The organism is Nocardioides hungaricus (assembly GCF_054782915.1).
The window spans coordinates 19,685-38,209 of record NZ_BAAGRO010000061.1 but is presented as its reverse complement, the minus strand read 5'-3'; the positions used below and the strand labels follow the sequence as shown (position 1 = coordinate 38,209).

Below are 18,525 nucleotides of genomic sequence, written 5' to 3'. Positions count from 1 at the left end.
GGGTGGTAGTCTACCAAGCAAATGCTTGGTACGGACACACTGCCCGCCCTGCTCCGCGACGCCGCGGAGCGCTTCGGCGAGCACCCGGCCTACGTCGAGGCCGGCGCCGGCGGTCGGACGGTGTCGTACGCCGAGCTGCTGCGCCTAGTCGAGGCCACCGCCGGCGTCTACGCCGACGCCGGCGCGGGCTCCGGCGACAGGATCGTGGTGTGGGGCCCGAACAGCATCGACTGGGCGGTCGCCGCCCTCGCCGTCTCGTACGCCGGCGCCGTGCTGGTGCCGGTCAACTCCCGCTACGTCGGGGCCGAGGTCGCCGACGTGGTCGGGCGCACCGGCGCCGCACTGGTGGTGGTGCACGACGGGTTCCTCGGGCGCGACCAGGTGCGCGAGCTGCGGGAGGCCGGGGTCGACGACGAGATCGTCCGGCCGCTGGCCGAGCTGATGGCCGCGGCCCGGGCGGGTGAGGGCGTCCCGCCCGCGGACGTCGCGCCGGACGACGTGGCCGACATCCTGTTCACCTCCGGCACCACCGGACGGTCCAAGGGCGCGATGAGCGCGCACCGGCAGACCATCGGCGTCGCGCGGGCGTGGGCCGAGCTGGGCGGCGTCCGGCGAGACGACCGCTACCTGGTGGTCAACCCGTTCTTCCACTCCTTCGGCTACAAGATCGGCATCGTCGTCGGACTGCTGACCGGCGCCACGCTCTACCCGCTGGCGACCTTCGACGTCGACGAGACGATGCGGCTGATCGAGACCGAGCGGATCACCGTGCTCCCGGGCGCGCCGACGATCTACCAGTCGCTGCTGGCCGCACCGGGTCGCGCGGATCGCGACCTGTCCTCGCTGCGGCTCGCGGTGACCGGCGCCGCCGTCGTACCCGTCGTGCTGATCGAGCGGATGCGCGAGGACCATCCCGAGGGTCTGGGGATCGACCAGGTGGTCACGGCGTTCGGCATGACCGAGGCGGTCGTGGTCACCATGTGCCGCGCCGGCGACCCGGCTGAGCTGGTGGCGACCACCTGCGGCCGCGCGATCCCCGGGATGGAGACGCGGATCGCCGCCGCGACGGACTCTGCGTCGGACTCTGCGGCGGGCGAGCTGCTGGTGCGTGGCGACTACGTGATGCTCGGCTACCTCGACGACCCCGAGGCCACCGCCGAGGCGATCGACGCCGACGGCTGGCTGCACACCGGCGACGTCGGCCTCCTCGACGAGGCGGGCAACCTGACGATCACCGACCGGCTCAAGGACATGTACATCTCCGGCGGCTTCAACGTCTACCCCGCCGAGGTGGAGCAGGCGCTCGCCCGGATGGACGGCGTCGCCGACGTCGCCGTGATCGGCGTGCCCGACGAGCGGCTGGGCGAGGTCGGCAAGGCGTACGTCGTCGGCACGGCCACCCCTGACGACGTCATCGCCTTCGCCAGGGAGCGGCTGGCGAACTTCAAGGTGCCGCGGTACGTCGAGCCGGTCGACGCGCTGCCGCGCAACCTGTCCGGCAAGGTGCTCAAGACCGAGCTGAGGCAGTGATGGACCTGCAGCTGAGCGAGTCGGAGCTCGCCTTCCGCGACGAGGCGCGGGCGTGGCTGGCCGCGAACGTGCCGGCCGAGCCGCTGCCGTCGATGGACACCGCCGAGGGCTTCGCCGCGCACCAGGAGTGGGAGCGGCGGCTCGCCGACGCGAGGTGGTCGGTGGTCAGTTGGCCGGCGGCGTACCGCGGTCGCGACGCGTCGCTTGTCGAGTGGGTGGTCTTCGAGGAGGAGTACTACCGGGCCGGGGCACCCGGCCGCGTCTCCCAGAACGGCATCTTCCTGCTGTCCCCGATCCTCTTCGACCACGGCACGCAGGAGCAGCAGGACCGGTTCCTGCCCTCGATGGCCACCGGCGAGCAGGTCTGGGCGCAGTGCTGGTCCGAGCCGGAGGCCGGCTCCGACCTGGCCTCGCTCCGCTCGACCGCGCGGCGCGACGACGAGCGCGGCGGCTGGGTGCTCGACGGCCAGAAGACCTGGTCGTCGCGGGCGGTGTTCGCGCACTGGGGCTTCGGGCTGTTCCGCTCCGACCCGGACACGACCCGCCACCACGGCCTGACCTACTTCCTGTTCCCGCTGGACGCCGACGGCATCACCGTGCGTCCGATCGCCCAGCTGGACGGCGAGGCGGGCTTCGCCGAGGTGTTCTTCGAGGACGTCTTCGTCCCGGACAGCGACGTGCTCGGCGCGCCCGGCGACGGGTGGCGGGTCGCGATGTCGACCGCCGGCAACGAGCGCGGCCTGTCGCTGCGCTCCCCCGGCCGGTTCTGCGCGGCCGCCGACCGGCTGCTTGATCTCTACCGCGAGCGCGGTGGTTTCGAGACAGGCGCCGGGGCGCCTTCCTCAACCACCGTGGGCGACCAGGTCGTCGACGCCTGGCTGCGCGCGCAGGCCTACCGGCTCTACACCTGGGGCACGGTCACCCGGCTCGCCGCCGGTGGCGACCTGGGCGCGGCCGGGTCGGTGAACAAGGTGTTCTGGTCCGAGCTCGACGTCGCGCTGCACGAGACCGCGCTCGACCTGCTCGGCCCCGAGGCCGAGGTGGAATCGCGGTGGCTCGACGGCTACACGTTCTCGCTCTCCGGGCCGATCTACGCCGGCACCAACGAGATCCAGCGCAACATCGTCGCCGAGCGGATCCTCGGTCTCCCGCGGGAGGTGCGGCGGTGAGGTTCGAGCTCGACGACGACCAGCGCGACTTCGCGGCCGCGCTGGAGAGCCTGCTCTCCGCGGTCGACACCGTCGCCGCGGCCCGCGCCTGGGCGGACGGCGACCACGGCCCCGGCCTGAGACTGTGGGCGCGGCTCGCCGATCTCGGCGTCACCCAGCTCACCACCGAGGCGACCCCGGTCGAGGTCGCGATCGCGTTCGAGGCGCTCGGCCGACACGCCGTGCCGGGCCCGTGGGTCGAGTCGGCGGCGTACCTCCCGGTCGCGCTGGGCCGGGAGGTCGAGGGCGTCGCGACGCTCGCCCTCCCGCCGCACGTGCCCTACGCGCTCGACGCCGACGTCGCCGACCGCGTCTACGTCGGTACGACGCCGGCCGAGTCGGTCGGCGAGGCGGTCCGCTCGGTCGACCGCACCCGGCACCTGTTCCGGGTCGCGGGCTCGGGCGAGGCCGATGGCGAGGCGTTCGACCTGGCGGTGCTCGCCACGGCCGCGCAGCTGCTCGGCGCGGGCGAGCGGATCCTCGCCGACTCGGTGACCTATGTGCGGCAGCGCCGGCAGTTCGGCCGCGAGATCGGGTCGTACCAGGCGATCAAGCACGCACTCGCCGACGTGCGGATCGCGCTCGACTTCGCCCGCCCGCTCGTCTTCGGCGCGGCGCTCGGCGAGGTTCCTGCCTCGGCCGCGAAGGTGGCCGCCGGCGACGCGGCGTACCTCGCCTCCCGCACGGGACTCCAGGTGCACGGCGCGATCGGCTACACCCAGGAGTTCGACCTCAGCCTGTGGCTGACCAAGGTGCGCGCGCTGGTGACGGCCTGGGGCACGCCGGCGTACCACCGCGGGCGGCTGCTCTCCTCGTTGGTCGAGCCGGTCGAGGCCCGCTGATGGAGTTCGCGCTGTCGGAGGAGCAGGAGGAGCTCGCGGCGACCGTCCGCGCGCTGCTGGCCAAGCGGGCCGACGCGCGGGTCGAGCGGTACGACGAGGCGCTCTGGTCGACGCTGTGCGAGCAGATCGGCGTCGCGGCGCTCGCGGTCCCGGAGGAGTACGGCGGCTTCGGCGCCTCGCTGTTCGAGGCGTCGGTCGTGCTCGAGGAGCTCGGCCGCTCGCTCGTGCCCTCGCCCCTGCTCGCCTCGCTGGTCGTCACCGAGGCGCTGCTCGCCGGCGCGGACGACGCCGCGAAGACCCGTCTGCTGCCGCGCATCGCGACCGGCGAGGTGGCGGCGCTCGTGGACGGCGAGGGGCCGGTGCTCGACGGCGATCTCGCCGCCATCGTGATCGCGGCGACCGACGACGGCCTCTACGAGGTCACCGGCGCCGAGGCGACCTGGGTGCCGTCGATGGACCAGACGATCCGCCTCGCGACCGTGTCCACCGACCTGTCCTCGGCGACGCGGATCGGCGACGGACCGGCGGCCCGGGAGCGGGCCCGGCTGGTGGGGGCGGTCGGCTGCGCCGCGCTCGCCGCCGGCCTCTCGGCCCGGGCGCTCGAGATGACCGTCGCCTACTCGCGGGAGCGGGTGCAGTTCGGCCGCCCGATCGGCTCCTTCCAGGCGCTCAAGCACCGGATGGCCGACCTGCTGGTGCTCGTGGAGATGTCGCGCTCGGCGTCCTGGGCGGCGTCGTACGCCGTCGCGACGGGTGCCGACGACGCCGAGGAGCTCGCCCACGTCGCGAAGTCCTACTGCTGCGAGGCGGCCTCGCGGATCGCCGGTGAGACCATCCAGCTGCACGGCGGCATCGCGATCACCTGGGAGCACGACGCCCACCTGGTCCTCAAGCGCGCCCACGCCCTCGGCCAGCTCTTCGGCGCCCCCCATGAGCACCGGCGCGCCATCACCCTCTGACCCCTCGCTCGCCGCGACTCGGCGCATCTTGCCCACATGGGAGGCGCGAGTCGGCGCATCTTGCCCGCCGCTCCGTACAAGACGCGCCGACTCGGGCTCTCCTCGCGGGCAACTCGCGCCGACTCGGGCTCTCCTGGCGGGCAACTCGCGCCGAGTCAGCGGGGGGCGGTGGTGCGGTACGACCCGCGGTAGAACAGCAGGGGGTCCTGCTCGCCGGCGGCCCCGTCGATTTCGCCGGGGGTGACCAGGTCGAGGACCCGGCCGATGACGACGTAGTGGTCGCCGGCCTCGTGGACGGTGTGGATGGCGCAGTCGACGTGGGCGAGTGCGCCCTCGAGCATCGGCGATCCGGTCTCCGGGGAGGGCGTCCACTTCACGTCCGCGAACTTGTCCGTGCCGCGACTGGCCATGGTGTTGGACAGCTCGGCCTGGTCGGCGGCCAGGAAGTTCACGCAGAACTTGCCGGAGCGCTGGATCAGCGGCCACGCGCGCGAGGACTTCGCCGGGATGAAGACCACCAGCGGCGGCTCGAGCGACACGCTCGAGAACGACTGGCAGGTCAGCCCGACCGGCTCGCCGCCCGACGTACCGGTGACGACGGTGACGCCCGAGGCGAACCGGCCCAGCACGTCGCGGAAGCGACGCGCGGCGGCGACGGCCTCGGGATCGTCGTGGACGGCGACGTCCTCGCCGGGCCGGAACTCGAAGTCGATGTCCTGGTCGCCCAGCCAGGACGAGATGAGCTCGGGGCTCGGCCAGGTCTCGCGAGCGTCCGGGCTCATCCCCTCCGGGACGTCGCGACTGGGTTCCGAGCTCATGGCGTCGATCGTCTCACCGACCGCCGGCGCCGAAGTCGTGGCCCCAGTACGACACGGCGGTCGACTCCCGCGCCACCCAGCGCTGGTCGTCGACGGTGAGGCCGTCGGTGCCGAACTCGACGTCGAAGCCGCCGGGCGACCTCACGTAGAACGAGATCATCTCGTCGTTCATGTGCCGGCCCAGCGTCGCCGAGAGCGGCGCCCCGTGCTTGCGCACCCGCTCCAGCGCGCGGCCCACGTGGTCCAGCTCGTCGACCTCGAGCATGATGTGCACGCACTTGGCCGGGTTGGGCATCGGCAGGAACGCCAGCGAGTGGTGCCGCGGGTTCACGCCGAGGAAGCGCAGCCACACCTTCGAGCCGGGCTCCCTCCCGACGAACTCACCCGGCATGCTCATCGAGTCGCGCAGCCGGAAGCCGAGCACGTCGGCGTAGAACCGCAGCGCCTCCACGTCGTCGGTCACCGGCAGCACGATGTGGCCCATGCCCTGGTCCCCGGTGACGAACTTCGCGGCGTACGGCGTGACGACGGGTCGCGACTCGTAGGCGATGCCGTGGAAGAGCTCGAAGACGTTGTCGAACGGGTCGCCGAACCGGATCAGCTCCTGCACGCGCCGCTCGTCGAGCTCGTCGGCGCTGCCCTCCTCGAACTCGACCCCGGCCTTCTGCAGGTGCTCGCGCGCCTCCTGCAGCGCGCGGTGGTCGGCGACCTCCCAGCCCACGCAGGCGAGCTGGTCGACGTCGGCGGGGAACACCACGAGCCGGGCGGAGACCTCGTCGATGCGCCAGTACTGGTGCTCCGGGTTCGGGCCGCGGCCCTTGGCGAGCCCGAGCACCTTGCCGGAGAACGTCTCCCACTGGGACAGGTCGGTGCTGGCCACGCGGACGTAGCCCATGCTCTTGATGTCGATCACGACCGACTCCTCTCGACGTGACGACCGAGGAACGCCGTGGAGATCTCGGCGAACTCGTCGGCGGCCTCGATCTGCGCCCAGTGCCCGCAGTTGGGGAAGACATGCAGCTGGGCCTTGGGGATCAGCTTGAGGGCGGCGAAGGCACCGTCGAGCGGGTTCACCCGGTCCTCGCGGCCCCAGGTCAGCAGGGTGTGCTTGCGCAACTGGTGCGCCTCGCGCCACAGCATGCCGTCCTCGGCGGTCTCGGGGTTCCAGAACGACATGCCCATCGAGCGCATCGCCTCCTGGGCGCCCGGTGCGGTCGCGTCGGCGAACCGCTCCTCCACCAGCTCGTCGGTCACCAGGTCCTGGTTCACGACCATCGTCGAGATGAAGGCCCGCAGCGCCTCGCGGGTGGGGTTCGCCCCGAACTCCATCAGCCGCTGCACGCCCTCGGTCGGGTCGGCGTGGAACAGGTTGAGCGAGAGCCCGCCCGGGCCCATCAGGACCAGCCGGCCGACCCGGTCGGGGTGGGTGAGCGCCAGCCGCATCGCCGTACCGCCGCCGAGGCTGTTGCCGAGCAGGTGGACGCGGTCGATGCCGAGCTCGTCGAGCAGGGCGACCACGTGGTCGGCGGCGTGGCGGTAGTAGTTGCCGACGACCGGCGGCCGGTCGGAGCCGCCGAAGCCCGGCTGGTCCACGAGCAGGGTCCGGAACGACGCGGCGAACCTCGGCAGCGCGCTGCCGAAGTTAGACCACGCCGATGCCCCCGGCCCACCGCCGTGCAGCATGACGAGCGGGAGGCCGCCGCCGACCCGGGTCGGCTCCCCCGCCTCGTAGTAGTCGAGCGTGATGTCCAGCACCTTGGCGGAGCGCTGGACGGACTCCTTGGAGATCACTCAGTACATCCCCGGGTCGACCTTGTGCCCGAACTCGTGGGCGCCGTACATCTGCAGCGCCCGCTCGGGGTCGTTGGCGGCGTGCACGCGGCCCGCATGGGCGTCGCGCCAGGCGCGCTGGAGGTAGGTGCCGGTCGCCAGGGCGCGGCCGCCGGAGGCCTCGAAGAGCGAGTCGATCGCGTCGATCGCGCGCTGGGTCCCGAGCACCTGGTCGCGGCGGACCTTGAGCCGGAGCTGGAGCGGGATCTTCTCGCCGCGCTCCACGCAGGCCTGCTCCTCGCGGATGTTGTTGACCAGCAGCGCCCAGGCCGCGTCGATCTCCGAGGACGCCCTCGCGATGCGGACGGCGGCGAACGGGTCGAGCGACGCCTTCTCCCCGAGGTACGCCGCACGCACCCGCCTCTGCTGCAGGTCCACGTGCTCGGCGTACGCCCCGGCGGCCATGCCGATGATCGGCGTGGTGATGGTGCCGGTGAAGATCGAGTGGAACGGCAGCTTGTAGAGGTCGGCGGTGTTCTGCTCCTGGCCCGGGCCGTAGCAGCGGCCGGTGTCGCCCATCGAGAGCGTGAACGGCTCGGGCACGAAGACGTCCTCGACGACGATGTCGTTGGAGCCGGTGCCGGCCAGGCCGACGACGTTCCAGACGTCGACGATCGTGTAGTTCTCACGGGGCAGCAGGAAGGTGCGGAAGTCGACGACGTTGCCGTCGGCGTCGAACACCAGGCCGCCGAGCAGCACCCAGCTGCAGTGGTCGCAACCGGACGAGAAGCTCCACTTGCCCGACAGCGTGAAGCCGCCGTCGGTGAGCACCGCCTTGCCGGTCGGGGCGTACGACGAGCTGAGCCGGGTCGACGTGTCGGCTCCCCAGACGGCCTGCTGCGCCTCGTCGGAGAACAGCGCGACCTGCCACGGGTGCACGCCGACCACGCTGGAGACCCAGCCGGTCGAGCCGCACGCGCCGGCGATCTCGCGGACCGCGGTGTAGAAGTCCACCGGGTCGGCCTCGAACCCGTCGAACCGCCGCGGCTGGAGCAGCCGGAAGTACCCGACCTCGTCCAGCTCCTTGATCGAGGCCTCGGGCACCACGCGAAGTCGCTCGGCCTCGTCGGCCCGCTCCCGGAAGCCCGGCAGCAGGTCGCGGACGCCGTCGAGAACAGCCTGGGACATCGCATCTCCTGTCACGTGTACGGACGGGAGCAATACTAGAACACGTTCTCGTTTTGAGCCAGACGGAACTCCCGTACGGGTCGTGAACGACGGCTGCGACGAGCTTGCTCAGTCCCCTCCTCGCGGATCACTCGGCGAAGGCGACGCTGAGCGGCGCGAAGCCGCTGATGGTCGCGACGACCCGGTCGTCCGGGGCGAACGGAACGAACGGGCCCAGGGCCCCGGACAGGATCAGGTGGCCGGCGCGCAGCGGGTCGCCGAAGGCCCGGGCCTGCACGGCCAGCCAGCGCAGCGCCTCCAGCGGGTCGCCCAGGCAGGCGGCGCCGGTGCCGGCCGAGCGCTCCTCGCCGTTGATCGTCAGCGACATCGTCACGTCGCGCGGCTCCATCTCGTCGAGCGTGCGGCCGTCGGTGCCGACCACGAACAGGCCGCTCGAGGCGTTGTCGGCGACGGTGTCGGTGAAGCCGATCGCCCAGTCGGCGATGCGCGAGTCGACGATCTCCAGCGCCGGCAGCGCCACGTCGACCGCGTCACGCACCTGATCGAGGGTGATCTCAGCTCCGCCAGCGGGGTCGATGTCCTTGGCGAGCACGAAGGCGACCTCGCCCTCGACCCGTGGCTGCAACAGCGTGCACATCGAGATCGGGTCGTGGGTGCTCACGTCCATGTCGTCGAGCAGGTAGCCGAAGTCCGGCTGGTCAACGCCGAGCTGGGTCTGCACCGCCTCGGAGGTCGCGCCGATCTTGCGGCCGACGACGCGCGCTCCCCCAGCGATCCGGGCGCGGACGAGACCCTGCTGCACGGCGTACGCCGCATCGAGGTCGTCGGTGCCGATCAGGTCGCGCACCGGGGCGCACGGCACCCGGGTCGCCTGCGCCTCGGCGAGCCGCGCTACAGCAGCCGAGATGGAGTCCTGAGAGGTCACGTCCGCCATAGTAGAACCTGTTACAGTTTCTGGCCATGGAGACCCCCCTGCCCACCGAGGTGGACGTCGTGGTCGTCGGGGCCGGAGGCGCCGGCATGACCGCCGCGCTGGCGGCGCGGGCGCGCGGCCTCCAGACGGTGCTGCTGGAGAAGAGCTCCTACTTCGGCGGGTCCACCGCGCGCAGCGGCGGCGGCGTCTGGATCCCCAACAACTACGCGCTCCAGGCCGCCGGCCAGGGCGACGACCCCGAGCTCTCGCGCGCCTACCTCGACTCGATCGTCGGCGACGTGGTGCCGAAGGTCCGCCGCGACACCTACCTGGCGCGCGGGCCCGAGGTCATGGACTTCCTCAGGGAGCGGACCCCGCTGCGGTTCGTGTGGGTCCCGCAGTACGCCGACTACCACCCGGAGGCGCCCGGCGGCCGGGCCGCGGGCCGGTCGGCGGAGCCGGTGCCGATGGACGCCCGCTTCCTCGGCGACGAGCTCGACCGGCTGCATCCGCAGTACACCAAGGCGCCGGCGAACCTGATCGTCACGCAGGCCGACTACCGCAGGATCAGCCTCGGCCTGCGCACCATCCGCGGCCCGCTCACCATGGTCAAGGTGCTGCTGAAGCGGATCGTCAGCCTGGTCCGCGGCCAGAAGATGTACGCGATGGGCAACGCGATCGCGATCGGCCTCCGCAAGGGCCTGATGGACGCCGGCGTGCCGGTCCACTACGACACCGAGCTCACCGGCCTGCTCCTCGAGGACGGCCGCGTCGTCGGCGTACGCGTGCAGCGCGGCGGCCAGGAGACGGTCGTCCGGGCGCGGCGCGGCGTCATCCTCGGCAGCGGCGGGTTCGAGAAGAACCTCGAGATGCGCGAGAAGTACCAGCCCCAGCCCACGTCGGTCGACTGGACGACCGGCTCGCAGTTCAACACCGGCGGCGGCGTCCTCGCCGGCATCGCGGCCGGCGCGCAGGTCGACCTGATGGACGACGCCTGGTGGGGCCCGACGATCCCGCTGCCGTCCGGTCCGTGGTTCTGCCTGGCCGAGCGCAACCTGCCCGGCTCGATCATCGTCAACCAGGCCGGCCGGCGGTTCATGAACGAGGCGCTGCCCTACGTCGAGGCGGTCCACGAGATCTACCGGGGCGAGGCGACCGGCGTCGGCCACGTGCCCGCCTGGATGGTCGTCGACCAGCGCTACCGCAACCGCTACCTGTTCGCCGGACTGTCGCCGCGGCAGCCCTTCCCCGGCCGCTGGTACAAGCACGGCACCGTCACGAGGGCGGCCACGCTCGAGGAGCTGGCCGAGCAGATCGACGTACCGCCGGGCGCACTGAGCGAGACCGTCGCGCGGTTCAACGGCTTCGCGAGGACCGGCGTCGACGAGGACTTCCACCGCGGCGAGAGCGCCTACGACAGGTACTACTCCGACCCCACCGTGAAGCCGAACCCGTCGCTGCACGCCATCGACCACGGCCCGTTCTACGCCGTGAGGATCGTGCCCGGCGACCTCGGCACCAAGGGCGGGCTGGTCACCGACGAGCGCGCGCGGGTGCTGCGACCCGACGGGTCGGCGATCCCGGGCCTGTACGCCGCCGGCAACTGCTCGTCCGCGGTCATGGGCCGCACGTACGCCGGCCCCGGTGCCACCATCGGCCCGGCGCTGACCTTCGGCTACCTTGCCGCAGAGGACATCGCCGCTGACGGCGGTTGAGGAAGGCGCGTAGCGCCTGTCTCGAAGCCCCGTCAGCTCAGGAGGAAACATGCCCATCGACCCATCCGTCGCGATCGGCGCCTCGCTCGGCTCGACCGAGTTCTCCTGGACGGAGAGCGACGTGCTGCTCTATCAGCTCGCGATCGGCGCGACCGACCTGTCGTACACCCTCGAGGGCCCGGCGCTCCAGGTGCTGGCGTCCTTCGGCGTGGTCGCGCCGACCTTCCGCGAGACCCAACCGCCGCCGCTGGACCTGCCCGGCTGCGAGATCACCCTCGCCCAGGTCGTGCACGGATCGCAGTCGATCTCGGTGACCGGCCCGATCCCGAGCTCCGGATCGGCCATGGTCACCACCCGGATCAGCGAGGTCTGGGACAAGGGCACGGCCGCGGTGATCTGGCAGGAGGGCGTCGCCGTCTCCCCGACCGGCGACCCGCTGTGGACCACGCGGTCCTCGATCTTCGTGCGCGGCGAGGGCGGCTGGGGCGGCGACCGCGGCTCGTCCACTCCGGTCGCACTCCCCGAGCGCGTGCCGGACCTCGACGCGACGTACGACGTCCTCCCCCAGCAGGCCCTGCTCTACCGCCTCTGCGGCGACCGCAACCCGCTGCACGCCGACCCCGACTTCGCCGAGGCCGCCGGCTTCCCCGCGCCGATCCTGCACGGGCTGTGCTCCTACGGCATCGTGCTGCGCACCCTCACCGACGGCCTGCTCGGCGGCGACGCCTCCCGGGTGGCCGGCTTCGGCGTGCGGTTCGCCGGCGTCGTCTACCCGGGCGAGACCATCCGGACCCGGGCCTGGCGCGAGGACGGCCGGATCGTCGGCACCGCCACCGTCGCCGGCGGCGACCGTGACGGCTCCCCCGTGCTCGGCGACGTGGTGCTGACGCTCGCCCGCTGACCGCGTCATGATGCGCCTCTCGGAGCATCGCCATCTAGGGTCGTTCCGTGCGGACCACGGTGACCTTGGACGACGACGTCGTGGCGGCGGTGGAGCAGATGCGGGCGCAGCGTCGCCTCGGACTGAGTGCCGCCCTCAACGAGCTCGCCCGGCGCGGCATGGCCGAGCGGCCGGACGCGCGCCGGTTCGAGCAGCGGGTCTCCGACGGCGGCGCACGGATGGACGTGTCCAACGTCGCGGTCGTGCTCGACCTCGTCGAGGACCGCGGCGCGCGGTGATCGTCGACGTGCTGCTCTCTGCCGAGGACTCCTCCAGTCCGCACCGTCGGCCCTGCGTCGACTGGTTGACCGAGGCGCTGAACGGGCCGACCAGGATCGGCCTGCCGTGGCCCAGCCTGCTCGCGTTCCTGCGCATCCGGACCCACCCCCGCCTCTACGAGCGGCCGCTGGACATCACCACCGCCTGGAGTCGGGTGCAGGACTGGCTGGCGGCGCCGGCCGCGTGGGTGCCGGCCCCGACGCAACGCCACGCCGACGTACTCGACGACCTCGTGCGGCGACACCTGCCGACAGCGGACCTGGTGCCCGACGTGCATCTGGCCGCGCTCGCCATCGAGCACGGCGTCGGCCTCTGCTCGTCGGACTCGGACTTCGCGCGGTTCTCCGGGTTGCGGTGGTTCAATCCGCTCGCGGAGTGACCCGCCCGATCAGGTAGAGCCGCTCGGTGGTCTCGCCGCGGGACTCGACCGGGCCGCGGCGGTACCACTCCACGTCGACCAGGCCGGCCGCCTCGACCAGGGCGGTGACCTCCTCGGGCTCGTGCAGGACGAGGTCGAGGTCGACGTCCTCGTCGAACCACTCGTCGACGTGCCGCACCTCGGTGCCGGCGTGGAGCGCGAGCACCAGCCAGCCGCCGGCGGCGAGCGGGCGGACCAGCGCCTGGACGGCGCCGGGCAGCTCGGCGGGCGCGAGGTGGATCAGCGAGTACCACGCGAGCACGGCCGACCAGCCCGGGGCGGTCGTCGGGCGCATCAGCCGGCGCAGGTCGCCGACCTCGTAGGAGCCGTCCGGGAACCGGCGCCGCGCCTCGGCCACCATCCCCGGCGACAGGTCGAGCCCGGTGGCGTCGGCGCCCGCCTCGGCGAGGTACGCCGTCACCTGACCCGGTCCGCAGCCGACCTCGACCACGGGTCCCCCTGCAGCGTGCGCGGCGACCCGGTCCAGCAGCCACCGCTCGAAGGGGAGCCCGGCGAGCTCGTCGCACAGCGTCTCGGCGTACCGACCCGCGACCGCGTCGTACGCCGCCCGCACGCGGGCATCGCGCGCCTCGCCACCCGACGCGAGCACGTCGACGGCCGGCACCGGCGCCTCGACCGCGGGCTCCGCGCCCAGCAGGTGCGTCCACCGGTTGTCGCGGTCGCCGCCGCGGCGCGGCAGCTCCCGGACCAGCCCGCGCGAGGCCATCCGGCGCAGCGCGTCCTCGACGGCGCCGCGGTCGGCGAACGCGTGCAGCCGGTCGGTGCGCGTCCTGAGCTCTCCGGGTGCCTGCGGGCCGCGGAGCAGCAGCACCGTGACCAGCGCACGCTCGTCCTCGGCCAGGTCGAGCACCTCGTCGAGCACCTGGTGGTACTTCAAGGTCCGCCGCCCGGTGTCCGCCCACACGATCCGCAGCAGGCCGCGGTCCTTGAGCCGGCGGCCCACCCGCTCGACGGCCTGCTCGTCGTACTCGGTCACCGGCTCGCGGCTGCTCGACTGGTTGCACGCGGTGCGCAGCGCGTTGAGGGTGAGTGGGTACGTCGCCGGCACCGTCACCTGCTTCTCCAGCAGGCTGCCGAGGACGCGCTGCTCCTCGGGGTCCAGGACGGGGAGGTCGGTCACGGACCCACCCTAGGGTGCGACAACTACGTCGAGTTGGGCCGGATTCACCCATGAGTTGGGGCATCTTCGCGACGAGTCTTGCCCAACTCGACGGCGAGTCTTGCCCAACTCAACGGGAGAGGATGAGGCCGGAGGTGGGGACGCCGGTGCCGGCGGTGACGAGGGCGTGCTCGACGTCCGGCACCTGGTTGACCGACGTGCCGCGCACCTGGCGGACCGCCTCGGCGATGCCGTTCATGCCGTGGATGTAGGCCTCGCCGAGCTGGCCGCCGTGGGTGTTCAGCGGCAGCCTGCCGCCGAGCTCGATCGCGCCGTCGGCGATGAAGCCGGGCGCCTCGCCGCGGCCGCAGAAGCCGAGCTCCTCCAGCTGCATGAGCACGTACGGCGTGAAGTGGTCGTAGAGGATCGCCATCGCCATGTCGTCCGGGCCGAGCCCGCTCTGCCGCCACAGCTCGCGCCCGACCACGCCCATCTCGGGGATGCCGATGTCGGAGCGGTAGTACGACGTCATCACGAACTGGTCGACGCCGCTGCCCTGCGCGGCCGCCGAGACATACGCCGGCGGCTGCCTCAGGTCGCGCGCGCGCGCGGCCGAGACGACCACGAGCGCCACGGCGCCGTCGCTCTCCTGGCAGCAGTCGAGCAGGTGCAGCGGGTCGACGATCATGCGGGACGCCTGGTGGTCCTCCAGCGTGATCGGCCTGCCGTGGAAGAACGCCGCCGGGTTGGTGGCGGCGTGCCGCCGGTCGGCGACCGCGACCCGCCCGAAGTCCTCCGACGTGGCGCCGTACTCGTGCAGGTACCGCCTCGCCTGCATCGCCACCGTCGCCGCCGGCGTACCCAGGCCCATCGGGTAGGTCCAGGCGTTGTCGAGCCCGTTGGTGTTGACCTGCGTCGCGGCCGCGACGGAGAACTGGCCGAACCGCGACTCCGAGCGCTCGTTGAACCCGCGGTAGGCCACCACGCAGTCCGCGACCCCGGTCGCGACCGCCATCGCGGCCTGCTGCACGGTGGCGCAGGCGCCCCCGCCGCCGAAGTTGATCCGGCTGAAGAAGCGCAGCTCCCCGCAGCCGAGCTCGCGGGCGACCGCGATCTCCGAGGAGGTGTCCATGGTGAACGTCGTGAACCCGTCGACGTCCGCGGGCGTCAGCCCGCAGTCGGCCAGCGCGTGCTGGACCGCCTCGACGGAGAGCTGGAGCTCGGAGCGGCCGGACTCCTTGGAGAACTCGGTGGCGCCGATGCCGGCGATCGCGGCCTTCCTGCTCAGGCTCACTGGTCCACCACCCGCACGGTCCCGGTCACGTGGTCGCCGAGCGAGACCCGGCCGACCACCGCGATCGTCGCGATGCCGTCCTCGACGGACTCGACGGTGCCGCTGAAGGTCAGCGTGTCGTAGGGGTGCGCGGGCGCGCCGAGCCGGATCGCGATGCCCTTGAGCTCGGTGTCCGGCCCGGCCCAGTCGACGACGAACCTCTCGACCAGCCCGTTGGTGGTCAGGATGTTCATGAAGATGTCCTTCGACCCGGCCGCCTGCGCGACGTCGCGGTCGTGGTGGACGTCCTGCCAGTCCCGGGTAGCGATCGCGGTGCTCACGATCGTCGTCGGGGTCAGCGGGAGCGACCACTCCGGGATGGTGTCTCCGGCCTTCATGCTCGCCTCCACACGGGCAGGGTCAGCTCGTCGTCGACGCGGCGGTAGTCCACCCGCAGCCGCATCCCGATCTCGATCTCGTCGTCGGCCACGTCGACGACCTCGCCGACCATCCGCACGCCCTCGTCGAGGTCGACGAGCGCGATCACGATCGGCAGCTCCTTGCCGGGCACCGGTGGGTGGCGGTGCACGACGTAGGAGAAGACCGTGCCCGTGCCGGCGGCCACCACGTGGCCGCGGTCGAGCGCGCCGCAGTCGGGGCAGGCCGGCCCCGGCGGGAAGCGGAGTACGCCGCAGGCGTTGCACGTCTGGATGCGCAGCTCGCCGGCCGCCGTACCGTCCCAGAAGAACTGCGAGTCCCGGTTCACCATCGGGCGGATGACGCCGGCGGTCATGCCTTCTCCTTCGGGACGAACTTGAGCACCCGGAACAGCATCGAGGCGACCTTCTCGCTCTGCCCGTCCGGATGGGCGACGTACCAGGTGTTGCGCGAGGTCACGAAGTAGCCCTCGCCCATCGCGGTGCGCTTCGGGCCGGCCACCGAGTCGAGCGCGGTCGTCACGCGGACGCGCTCGCCCACGCGCAGGTAGCGCTCGTAGGTCTGCTCGCAGTTGGTGCCGAGCACCGCGGTGTAGCCCTCGGCGGTGAGCACCTCCATCATCCGGCTCAGCGGGTCGTCGTCCGGACGCCGCCGGCCCAGGCCGGGCATCGTCCACACCTGCGCCATCGACGGTGGCGCCTCGCCGCTGCGGAACCGGTCGTTGTCGTAGCCCATCGCGTCCAGCCAGGTGCCGATCGTCGGCTGGTTGACCTCGTAGGGCGCCAGCGACTCCGACGCCTCGCCGAGCGCCTCGATCCGCTCGGCCTCGGCCATGATCCGGTCGTGGGGGCCACTCATCGCGGCACCCGCGGCAGGCCCAGGCCGAACATCGCGATCAGCTCGCGCTGCACCTCCTGCACGCCCCCGCCGAAGGTGAGGACGAGGTTGCGCTTGGCCTGGCCGTCCAGGTACCTCATCAGCCGATCGGTCTCCTCCTCCGACGGGTCGCCGTAGCGGTGCACGATGCCGGCCAGATCGGCCGCGAGATGCTGCACCTGGTCCGCGGCGAACACCTTGGACGACGAAGCGTCGCCGACCGAGATCTCCCCCTGGGCGGCCGCGCGGGCCACCTCCCAGTTCAGCAGCTCGTTGACCCGGAAGACCGCGGTCACCTCGCCCATCACCCGGCGTACGTCGGGCCGGTCGATGACGCCCGCCTTCGTCGCCCACTCCGCGACGCGGTCGCGCAGGCCCTCGATGCGGCCGGCGGGGCCGAGCATCACCCGCTCGTGGTTGAGCTGGGTGGTGATCAGCTTCCAGCCCTGGTTCTCCTCGCCGACCAGCATGTCGATCGGGACCCGCACGTCGTTGAAGTACGTCGCGTTGACGTGGTGCGACCCGTCGGCGGTGATGATCGGCGTGTGTGAGTAGCCGGGGTCGGTGGTGTCGACGATGAGGATCGAGATCCCCTGGTGCTTGGGGGCGTCCGGGTCGGTGCGCACCGCGAGCCAGAGGTAGTCGGCCTGGTGGCCGCCGGTCGTCCAGAGCTTCTGCCCGTTGACGACGTAGTGATCGCCGTCCCGCCTGGCGGTGGTCCGCAGTGACGCGAGGTCGGTGCCGGCGTCGGGCTCGGAGTAGCCGATCGCGAAGTGCACGTCGCCGGCCAGGATCCGCGGGAGGAACAGGTCCTTCTGCCTCTGGGTGCCGTACCTGATCAGCGTCGGGCCGACCGTCTGCAGCGTCACGGCCGGCAGGTGCACGTCGGCGCGCTGCGCCTCGTTCGCGAAGATCGTCTGCTCGATCTCGCCGAGCCCGTGCCCGCCGTACTCCTGGGGCCAGCCGACGCCCATCCAGCCGTCGGTGCCCATCTGTTTGACCACGCGCTGGTAGGTCTCGCCGTGCCGGTCGATCGCCATATCGCGGTGCTCGTTCGCGTCGGCGAGGCTGGTGAAGTACGCGCGGAGCTCGGCCTTGAGCGCGCGCTGGGACTCGGTGAGCTCGAGGTTCTTGGCGGTCGGGTCCTCGATCCGCACGTCGTCGGCCTGCGCGCCGAGCGTGTGCGCAATGTCGGTGACCCAGGAGGAGTAGCGCGCCATTGGGTAGGTGATGTCGACGCCCATGCCGCCGTGGAGGTGGTGGCAGGTGCGCATCGCGCCGGGCGCCTCGTGGCAGACCCAGTACGCCGCCACGGCGAGGTCGTCGGTGACGTCGAGGCCCTCGGCGACCCGCCAGGCGGCGTTCTCGGCCGCCAGGGCGATCGTGCGGGAGGCGATGTAGACGTCCGCGATCTGCATCGCGACCGCCTGGAACTCCGCCAGCCTGCGGCCGAACTGGGTGCGGCCCTTGATGTAGCCGGCGGTCAGGTCGCGCGCGCCGGCAACGAGGCCCGCGGCGGTCAGGCAGAGGCCGGTGGTCGCGAGCTCGCGCAGGACGCGCGCGGCGTCTGCACCCGGCAGCAGCTCGGCGGGCGCGCCGTCGAGGACGACGGTGTGCTGGGGCGTGCCGAGGCTCGACATCGACTCCCGCAGCTCGACACCGGGACCGTGCGGGTCGACCAGCGCGACGACCTCGGCATCGCCGTCCCGGGCGGTCACGAGGAGCCGGGCCGCCCGGTCGGCGTACGTGACGCCGATCTTGCGGCCGGTGACCGTGCCGCCGGCGTACCTCGTCTCGGTGGTCGAGTCTGTCGAGACCCCGGGGACCTCACGGATGGCCGGGGTCAGGATCGTGTCGCCCGTGGCGACACCTGCCAGGAGCGCCTGCTGCTCGTCGGAGCCGGCCGCGGCGAGGGTGAGCACGCCGCAGCAGAGCGTCTCCCAGACCGGCAGTTGGACGGCGCGCCGGCCGCTCTCGCGCAGGAGGACGGCGACCTCGGGCAGCCCGAGCCCCTCGCCGCCCTGCGCCTCCGGCACCGGCAGGGCGAGCAGCCCGGCGGCGCCCAGTGCGCTCCAGGTCGTATCGGCGTCTTCGGCGGCCCGGTCCAGCACCTCGCGGACAACCGACGCGACCGCCTCGGCGGCCCCCTCGACGGGTTCAGTCACCTGCATCTCCTTGCCGCTCTCCGGGTACCTCTCGTGCGAAACTGTAACCTGTTCTATCCCAGGAGGGCACGCC

19 protein-coding genes are annotated in these 18,525 nt (G+C 72.4%); 8 read left to right on the top strand and 11 right to left on the bottom strand.

The features are described from left to right. Positions 1–21 precede the first annotated feature (21 nt). The 4 genes from ACYVKX_RS21225 to ACYVKX_RS21210 are packed head-to-tail and all read left to right on the top strand — an operon-like array spanning position 22 to position 4,539. A complete protein-coding gene (locus ACYVKX_RS21225; RefSeq protein WP_460835684.1) occupies positions 22–1,530 on the top strand; it encodes a FadD3 family acyl-CoA ligase in 1,509 nt (502 codons plus the stop codon). Then, positions 1,530–2,699, top strand: a complete 1,170-nt coding sequence (locus ACYVKX_RS21220) for an acyl-CoA dehydrogenase family protein (protein ID WP_460835683.1) — start codon at positions 1,530–1,532, stop codon at positions 2,697–2,699. Before ACYVKX_RS21225 ends, ACYVKX_RS21220 begins: the two co-directional genes overlap by 1 nt. After that, positions 2,696–3,580 carry an acyl-CoA dehydrogenase family protein gene (locus ACYVKX_RS21215; protein WP_460835682.1) on the top strand — a complete coding sequence of 295 codons (885 nt, stop codon included), beginning with the start codon at positions 2,696–2,698 and terminating at the stop codon, positions 3,578–3,580. The genes ACYVKX_RS21220 and ACYVKX_RS21215 overlap by 4 nt, the downstream gene beginning before the upstream one ends. Next, entirely contained in the window at positions 3,580–4,539 is a 960-nt protein-coding gene (locus ACYVKX_RS21210; RefSeq protein ID WP_460835681.1) for an acyl-CoA dehydrogenase family protein, read from the top strand. Before ACYVKX_RS21215 ends, ACYVKX_RS21210 begins: the two co-directional genes overlap by 1 nt. Before the next feature lie 155 nt (positions 4,540–4,694). Here ACYVKX_RS21210 and ACYVKX_RS21205 read toward each other — a convergent pair whose 3' ends face one another. The 5 genes from ACYVKX_RS21205 to ACYVKX_RS21185 form a co-directional block, all read right to left on the bottom strand. Continuing rightward, positions 4,695–5,357 carry a flavin reductase family protein gene (locus tag ACYVKX_RS21205; protein ID WP_460835680.1) on the bottom strand — a complete coding sequence of 221 codons (663 nt, stop codon included), beginning with the start codon at positions 5,355–5,357 and terminating at the stop codon, positions 4,695–4,697. 13 nt (positions 5,358–5,370) lie between these two features. Next, complete coding sequence (hsaC, locus tag ACYVKX_RS21200) at positions 5,371–6,270, bottom strand: iron-dependent extradiol dioxygenase HsaC (RefSeq protein ID WP_460835679.1); 900 nt, start codon at positions 6,268–6,270, stop codon at positions 5,371–5,373. Continuing rightward, positions 6,267–7,148 carry a 4,5:9,10-diseco-3-hydroxy-5,9,17-trioxoandrosta-1(10),2-diene-4-oate hydrolase gene (hsaD, locus tag ACYVKX_RS21195; protein WP_460835678.1) on the bottom strand — a complete coding sequence of 294 codons (882 nt, stop codon included), beginning with the start codon at positions 7,146–7,148 and terminating at the stop codon, positions 6,267–6,269. Before hsaD ends, hsaC begins: the two co-directional genes overlap by 4 nt. Next, a complete protein-coding gene (gene hsaA, locus ACYVKX_RS21190) occupies positions 7,149–8,315 on the bottom strand; it encodes a 3-hydroxy-9,10-secoandrosta-1,3,5(10)-triene-9,17-dione monooxygenase oxygenase subunit (protein WP_460835677.1) in 1,167 nt (388 codons plus the stop codon). It lies immediately after the preceding gene. Between the two features lie 127 nt (positions 8,316–8,442). Continuing rightward, the gene (locus tag ACYVKX_RS21185; RefSeq protein WP_460835676.1) at positions 8,443–9,249 is read right to left on the bottom strand and encodes a 2-keto-4-pentenoate hydratase; all 807 of its coding nucleotides are present in this window, start codon (positions 9,247–9,249) and stop codon (positions 8,443–8,445) included. A gap of 26 nt (positions 9,250–9,275) precedes the next feature. Between ACYVKX_RS21185 and kstD the strand changes: the two genes are divergently transcribed. From kstD to ACYVKX_RS21165, 4 genes are read left to right on the top strand one after another with little or no spacing between them, the layout of a single operon-like run. Then, entirely contained in the window at positions 9,276–10,943 is a 1,668-nt protein-coding gene (gene kstD / locus ACYVKX_RS21180; protein ID WP_460835675.1) for a 3-oxosteroid 1-dehydrogenase, read from the top strand. Between the two features lie 49 nt (positions 10,944–10,992). Continuing rightward, positions 10,993–11,844: a MaoC family dehydratase gene (locus ACYVKX_RS21175; RefSeq protein WP_460835674.1), complete on the top strand. Its 852-nt coding sequence runs from the start codon at positions 10,993–10,995 to the stop codon at positions 11,842–11,844. Between the two features lie 47 nt (positions 11,845–11,891). Beyond that, the gene (locus ACYVKX_RS21170; protein ID WP_460835673.1) at positions 11,892–12,122 is read left to right on the top strand and encodes a ribbon-helix-helix protein, CopG family; all 231 of its coding nucleotides are present in this window, start codon (positions 11,892–11,894) and stop codon (positions 12,120–12,122) included. Next, on the top strand, positions 12,119–12,541 hold the full coding sequence (locus tag ACYVKX_RS21165) for a TA system VapC family ribonuclease toxin (RefSeq protein ID WP_460835672.1): 423 nt from the start codon (positions 12,119–12,121) through the stop codon (positions 12,539–12,541). Before ACYVKX_RS21170 ends, ACYVKX_RS21165 begins: the two co-directional genes overlap by 4 nt. Here the strand turns inward: ACYVKX_RS21165 and ACYVKX_RS21160 are convergent. From ACYVKX_RS21160 to ACYVKX_RS21135, 6 genes are all read right to left on the bottom strand, one after another. Then, on the bottom strand, positions 12,522–13,721 hold the full coding sequence (locus ACYVKX_RS21160) for a DUF480 domain-containing protein (RefSeq protein WP_460835671.1): 1,200 nt from the start codon (positions 13,719–13,721) through the stop codon (positions 12,522–12,524). The genes ACYVKX_RS21165 and ACYVKX_RS21160 overlap by 20 nt on opposite strands. 109 nt (positions 13,722–13,830) lie before the next feature. Continuing rightward, positions 13,831–14,994, bottom strand: a complete 1,164-nt coding sequence (locus ACYVKX_RS21155) for a lipid-transfer protein (RefSeq protein ID WP_460835670.1) — start codon at positions 14,992–14,994, stop codon at positions 13,831–13,833. Further along, positions 14,991–15,371: a MaoC family dehydratase gene (locus tag ACYVKX_RS21150; RefSeq protein ID WP_460835669.1), complete on the bottom strand. Its 381-nt coding sequence runs from the start codon at positions 15,369–15,371 to the stop codon at positions 14,991–14,993. The genes ACYVKX_RS21155 and ACYVKX_RS21150 overlap by 4 nt, the downstream gene beginning before the upstream one ends. Continuing rightward, the gene (locus ACYVKX_RS21145; protein WP_460835668.1) at positions 15,368–15,766 is read right to left on the bottom strand and encodes a Zn-ribbon domain-containing OB-fold protein; all 399 of its coding nucleotides are present in this window, start codon (positions 15,764–15,766) and stop codon (positions 15,368–15,370) included. The genes ACYVKX_RS21150 and ACYVKX_RS21145 overlap by 4 nt, the downstream gene beginning before the upstream one ends. Then, the gene (locus ACYVKX_RS21140; protein ID WP_460835667.1) at positions 15,763–16,269 is read right to left on the bottom strand and encodes an FAS1-like dehydratase domain-containing protein; all 507 of its coding nucleotides are present in this window, start codon (positions 16,267–16,269) and stop codon (positions 15,763–15,765) included. The genes ACYVKX_RS21145 and ACYVKX_RS21140 overlap by 4 nt, the downstream gene beginning before the upstream one ends. Continuing rightward, positions 16,266–18,452: an acyl-CoA dehydrogenase gene (locus ACYVKX_RS21135; protein ID WP_460835666.1), complete on the bottom strand. Its 2,187-nt coding sequence runs from the start codon at positions 18,450–18,452 to the stop codon at positions 16,266–16,268. Before ACYVKX_RS21135 ends, ACYVKX_RS21140 begins: the two co-directional genes overlap by 4 nt. Positions 18,453–18,525: the final 73 nt, after the last annotated feature.

Coding starts and splice junctions, on each gene's coding strand:
- ACYVKX_RS21185 (WP_460835676.1), bottom strand. CDS start 9,249: ATGGCGGACGTGACCTCTCAGGACTCCATCTCGGCTGCTGTAGCGCGG.
- ACYVKX_RS21175 (WP_460835674.1), top strand. CDS start 10,993: ATGCCCATCGACCCATCCGTCGCGATCGGCGCCTCGCTCGGCTCGACC.
- kstD (WP_460835675.1), top strand. CDS start 9,276: ATGGAGACCCCCCTGCCCACCGAGGTGGACGTCGTGGTCGTCGGGGCC.
- ACYVKX_RS21140 (WP_460835667.1), bottom strand. CDS start 16,269: ATGAGTGGCCCCCACGACCGGATCATGGCCGAGGCCGAGCGGATCGAG.
- ACYVKX_RS21150 (WP_460835669.1), bottom strand. CDS start 15,371: ATGAAGGCCGGAGACACCATCCCGGAGTGGTCGCTCCCGCTGACCCCG.
- hsaA (WP_460835677.1), bottom strand. CDS start 8,315: ATGTCCCAGGCTGTTCTCGACGGCGTCCGCGACCTGCTGCCGGGCTTC.
- ACYVKX_RS21210 (WP_460835681.1), top strand. CDS start 3,580: ATGGAGTTCGCGCTGTCGGAGGAGCAGGAGGAGCTCGCGGCGACCGTC.
- ACYVKX_RS21145 (WP_460835668.1), bottom strand. CDS start 15,766: ATGACCGCCGGCGTCATCCGCCCGATGGTGAACCGGGACTCGCAGTTC.
- ACYVKX_RS21225 (WP_460835684.1), top strand. CDS start 22: ATGCTTGGTACGGACACACTGCCCGCCCTGCTCCGCGACGCCGCGGAG.
- ACYVKX_RS21220 (WP_460835683.1), top strand. CDS start 1,530: ATGGACCTGCAGCTGAGCGAGTCGGAGCTCGCCTTCCGCGACGAGGCG.
- ACYVKX_RS21205 (WP_460835680.1), bottom strand. CDS start 5,357: ATGAGCTCGGAACCCAGTCGCGACGTCCCGGAGGGGATGAGCCCGGAC.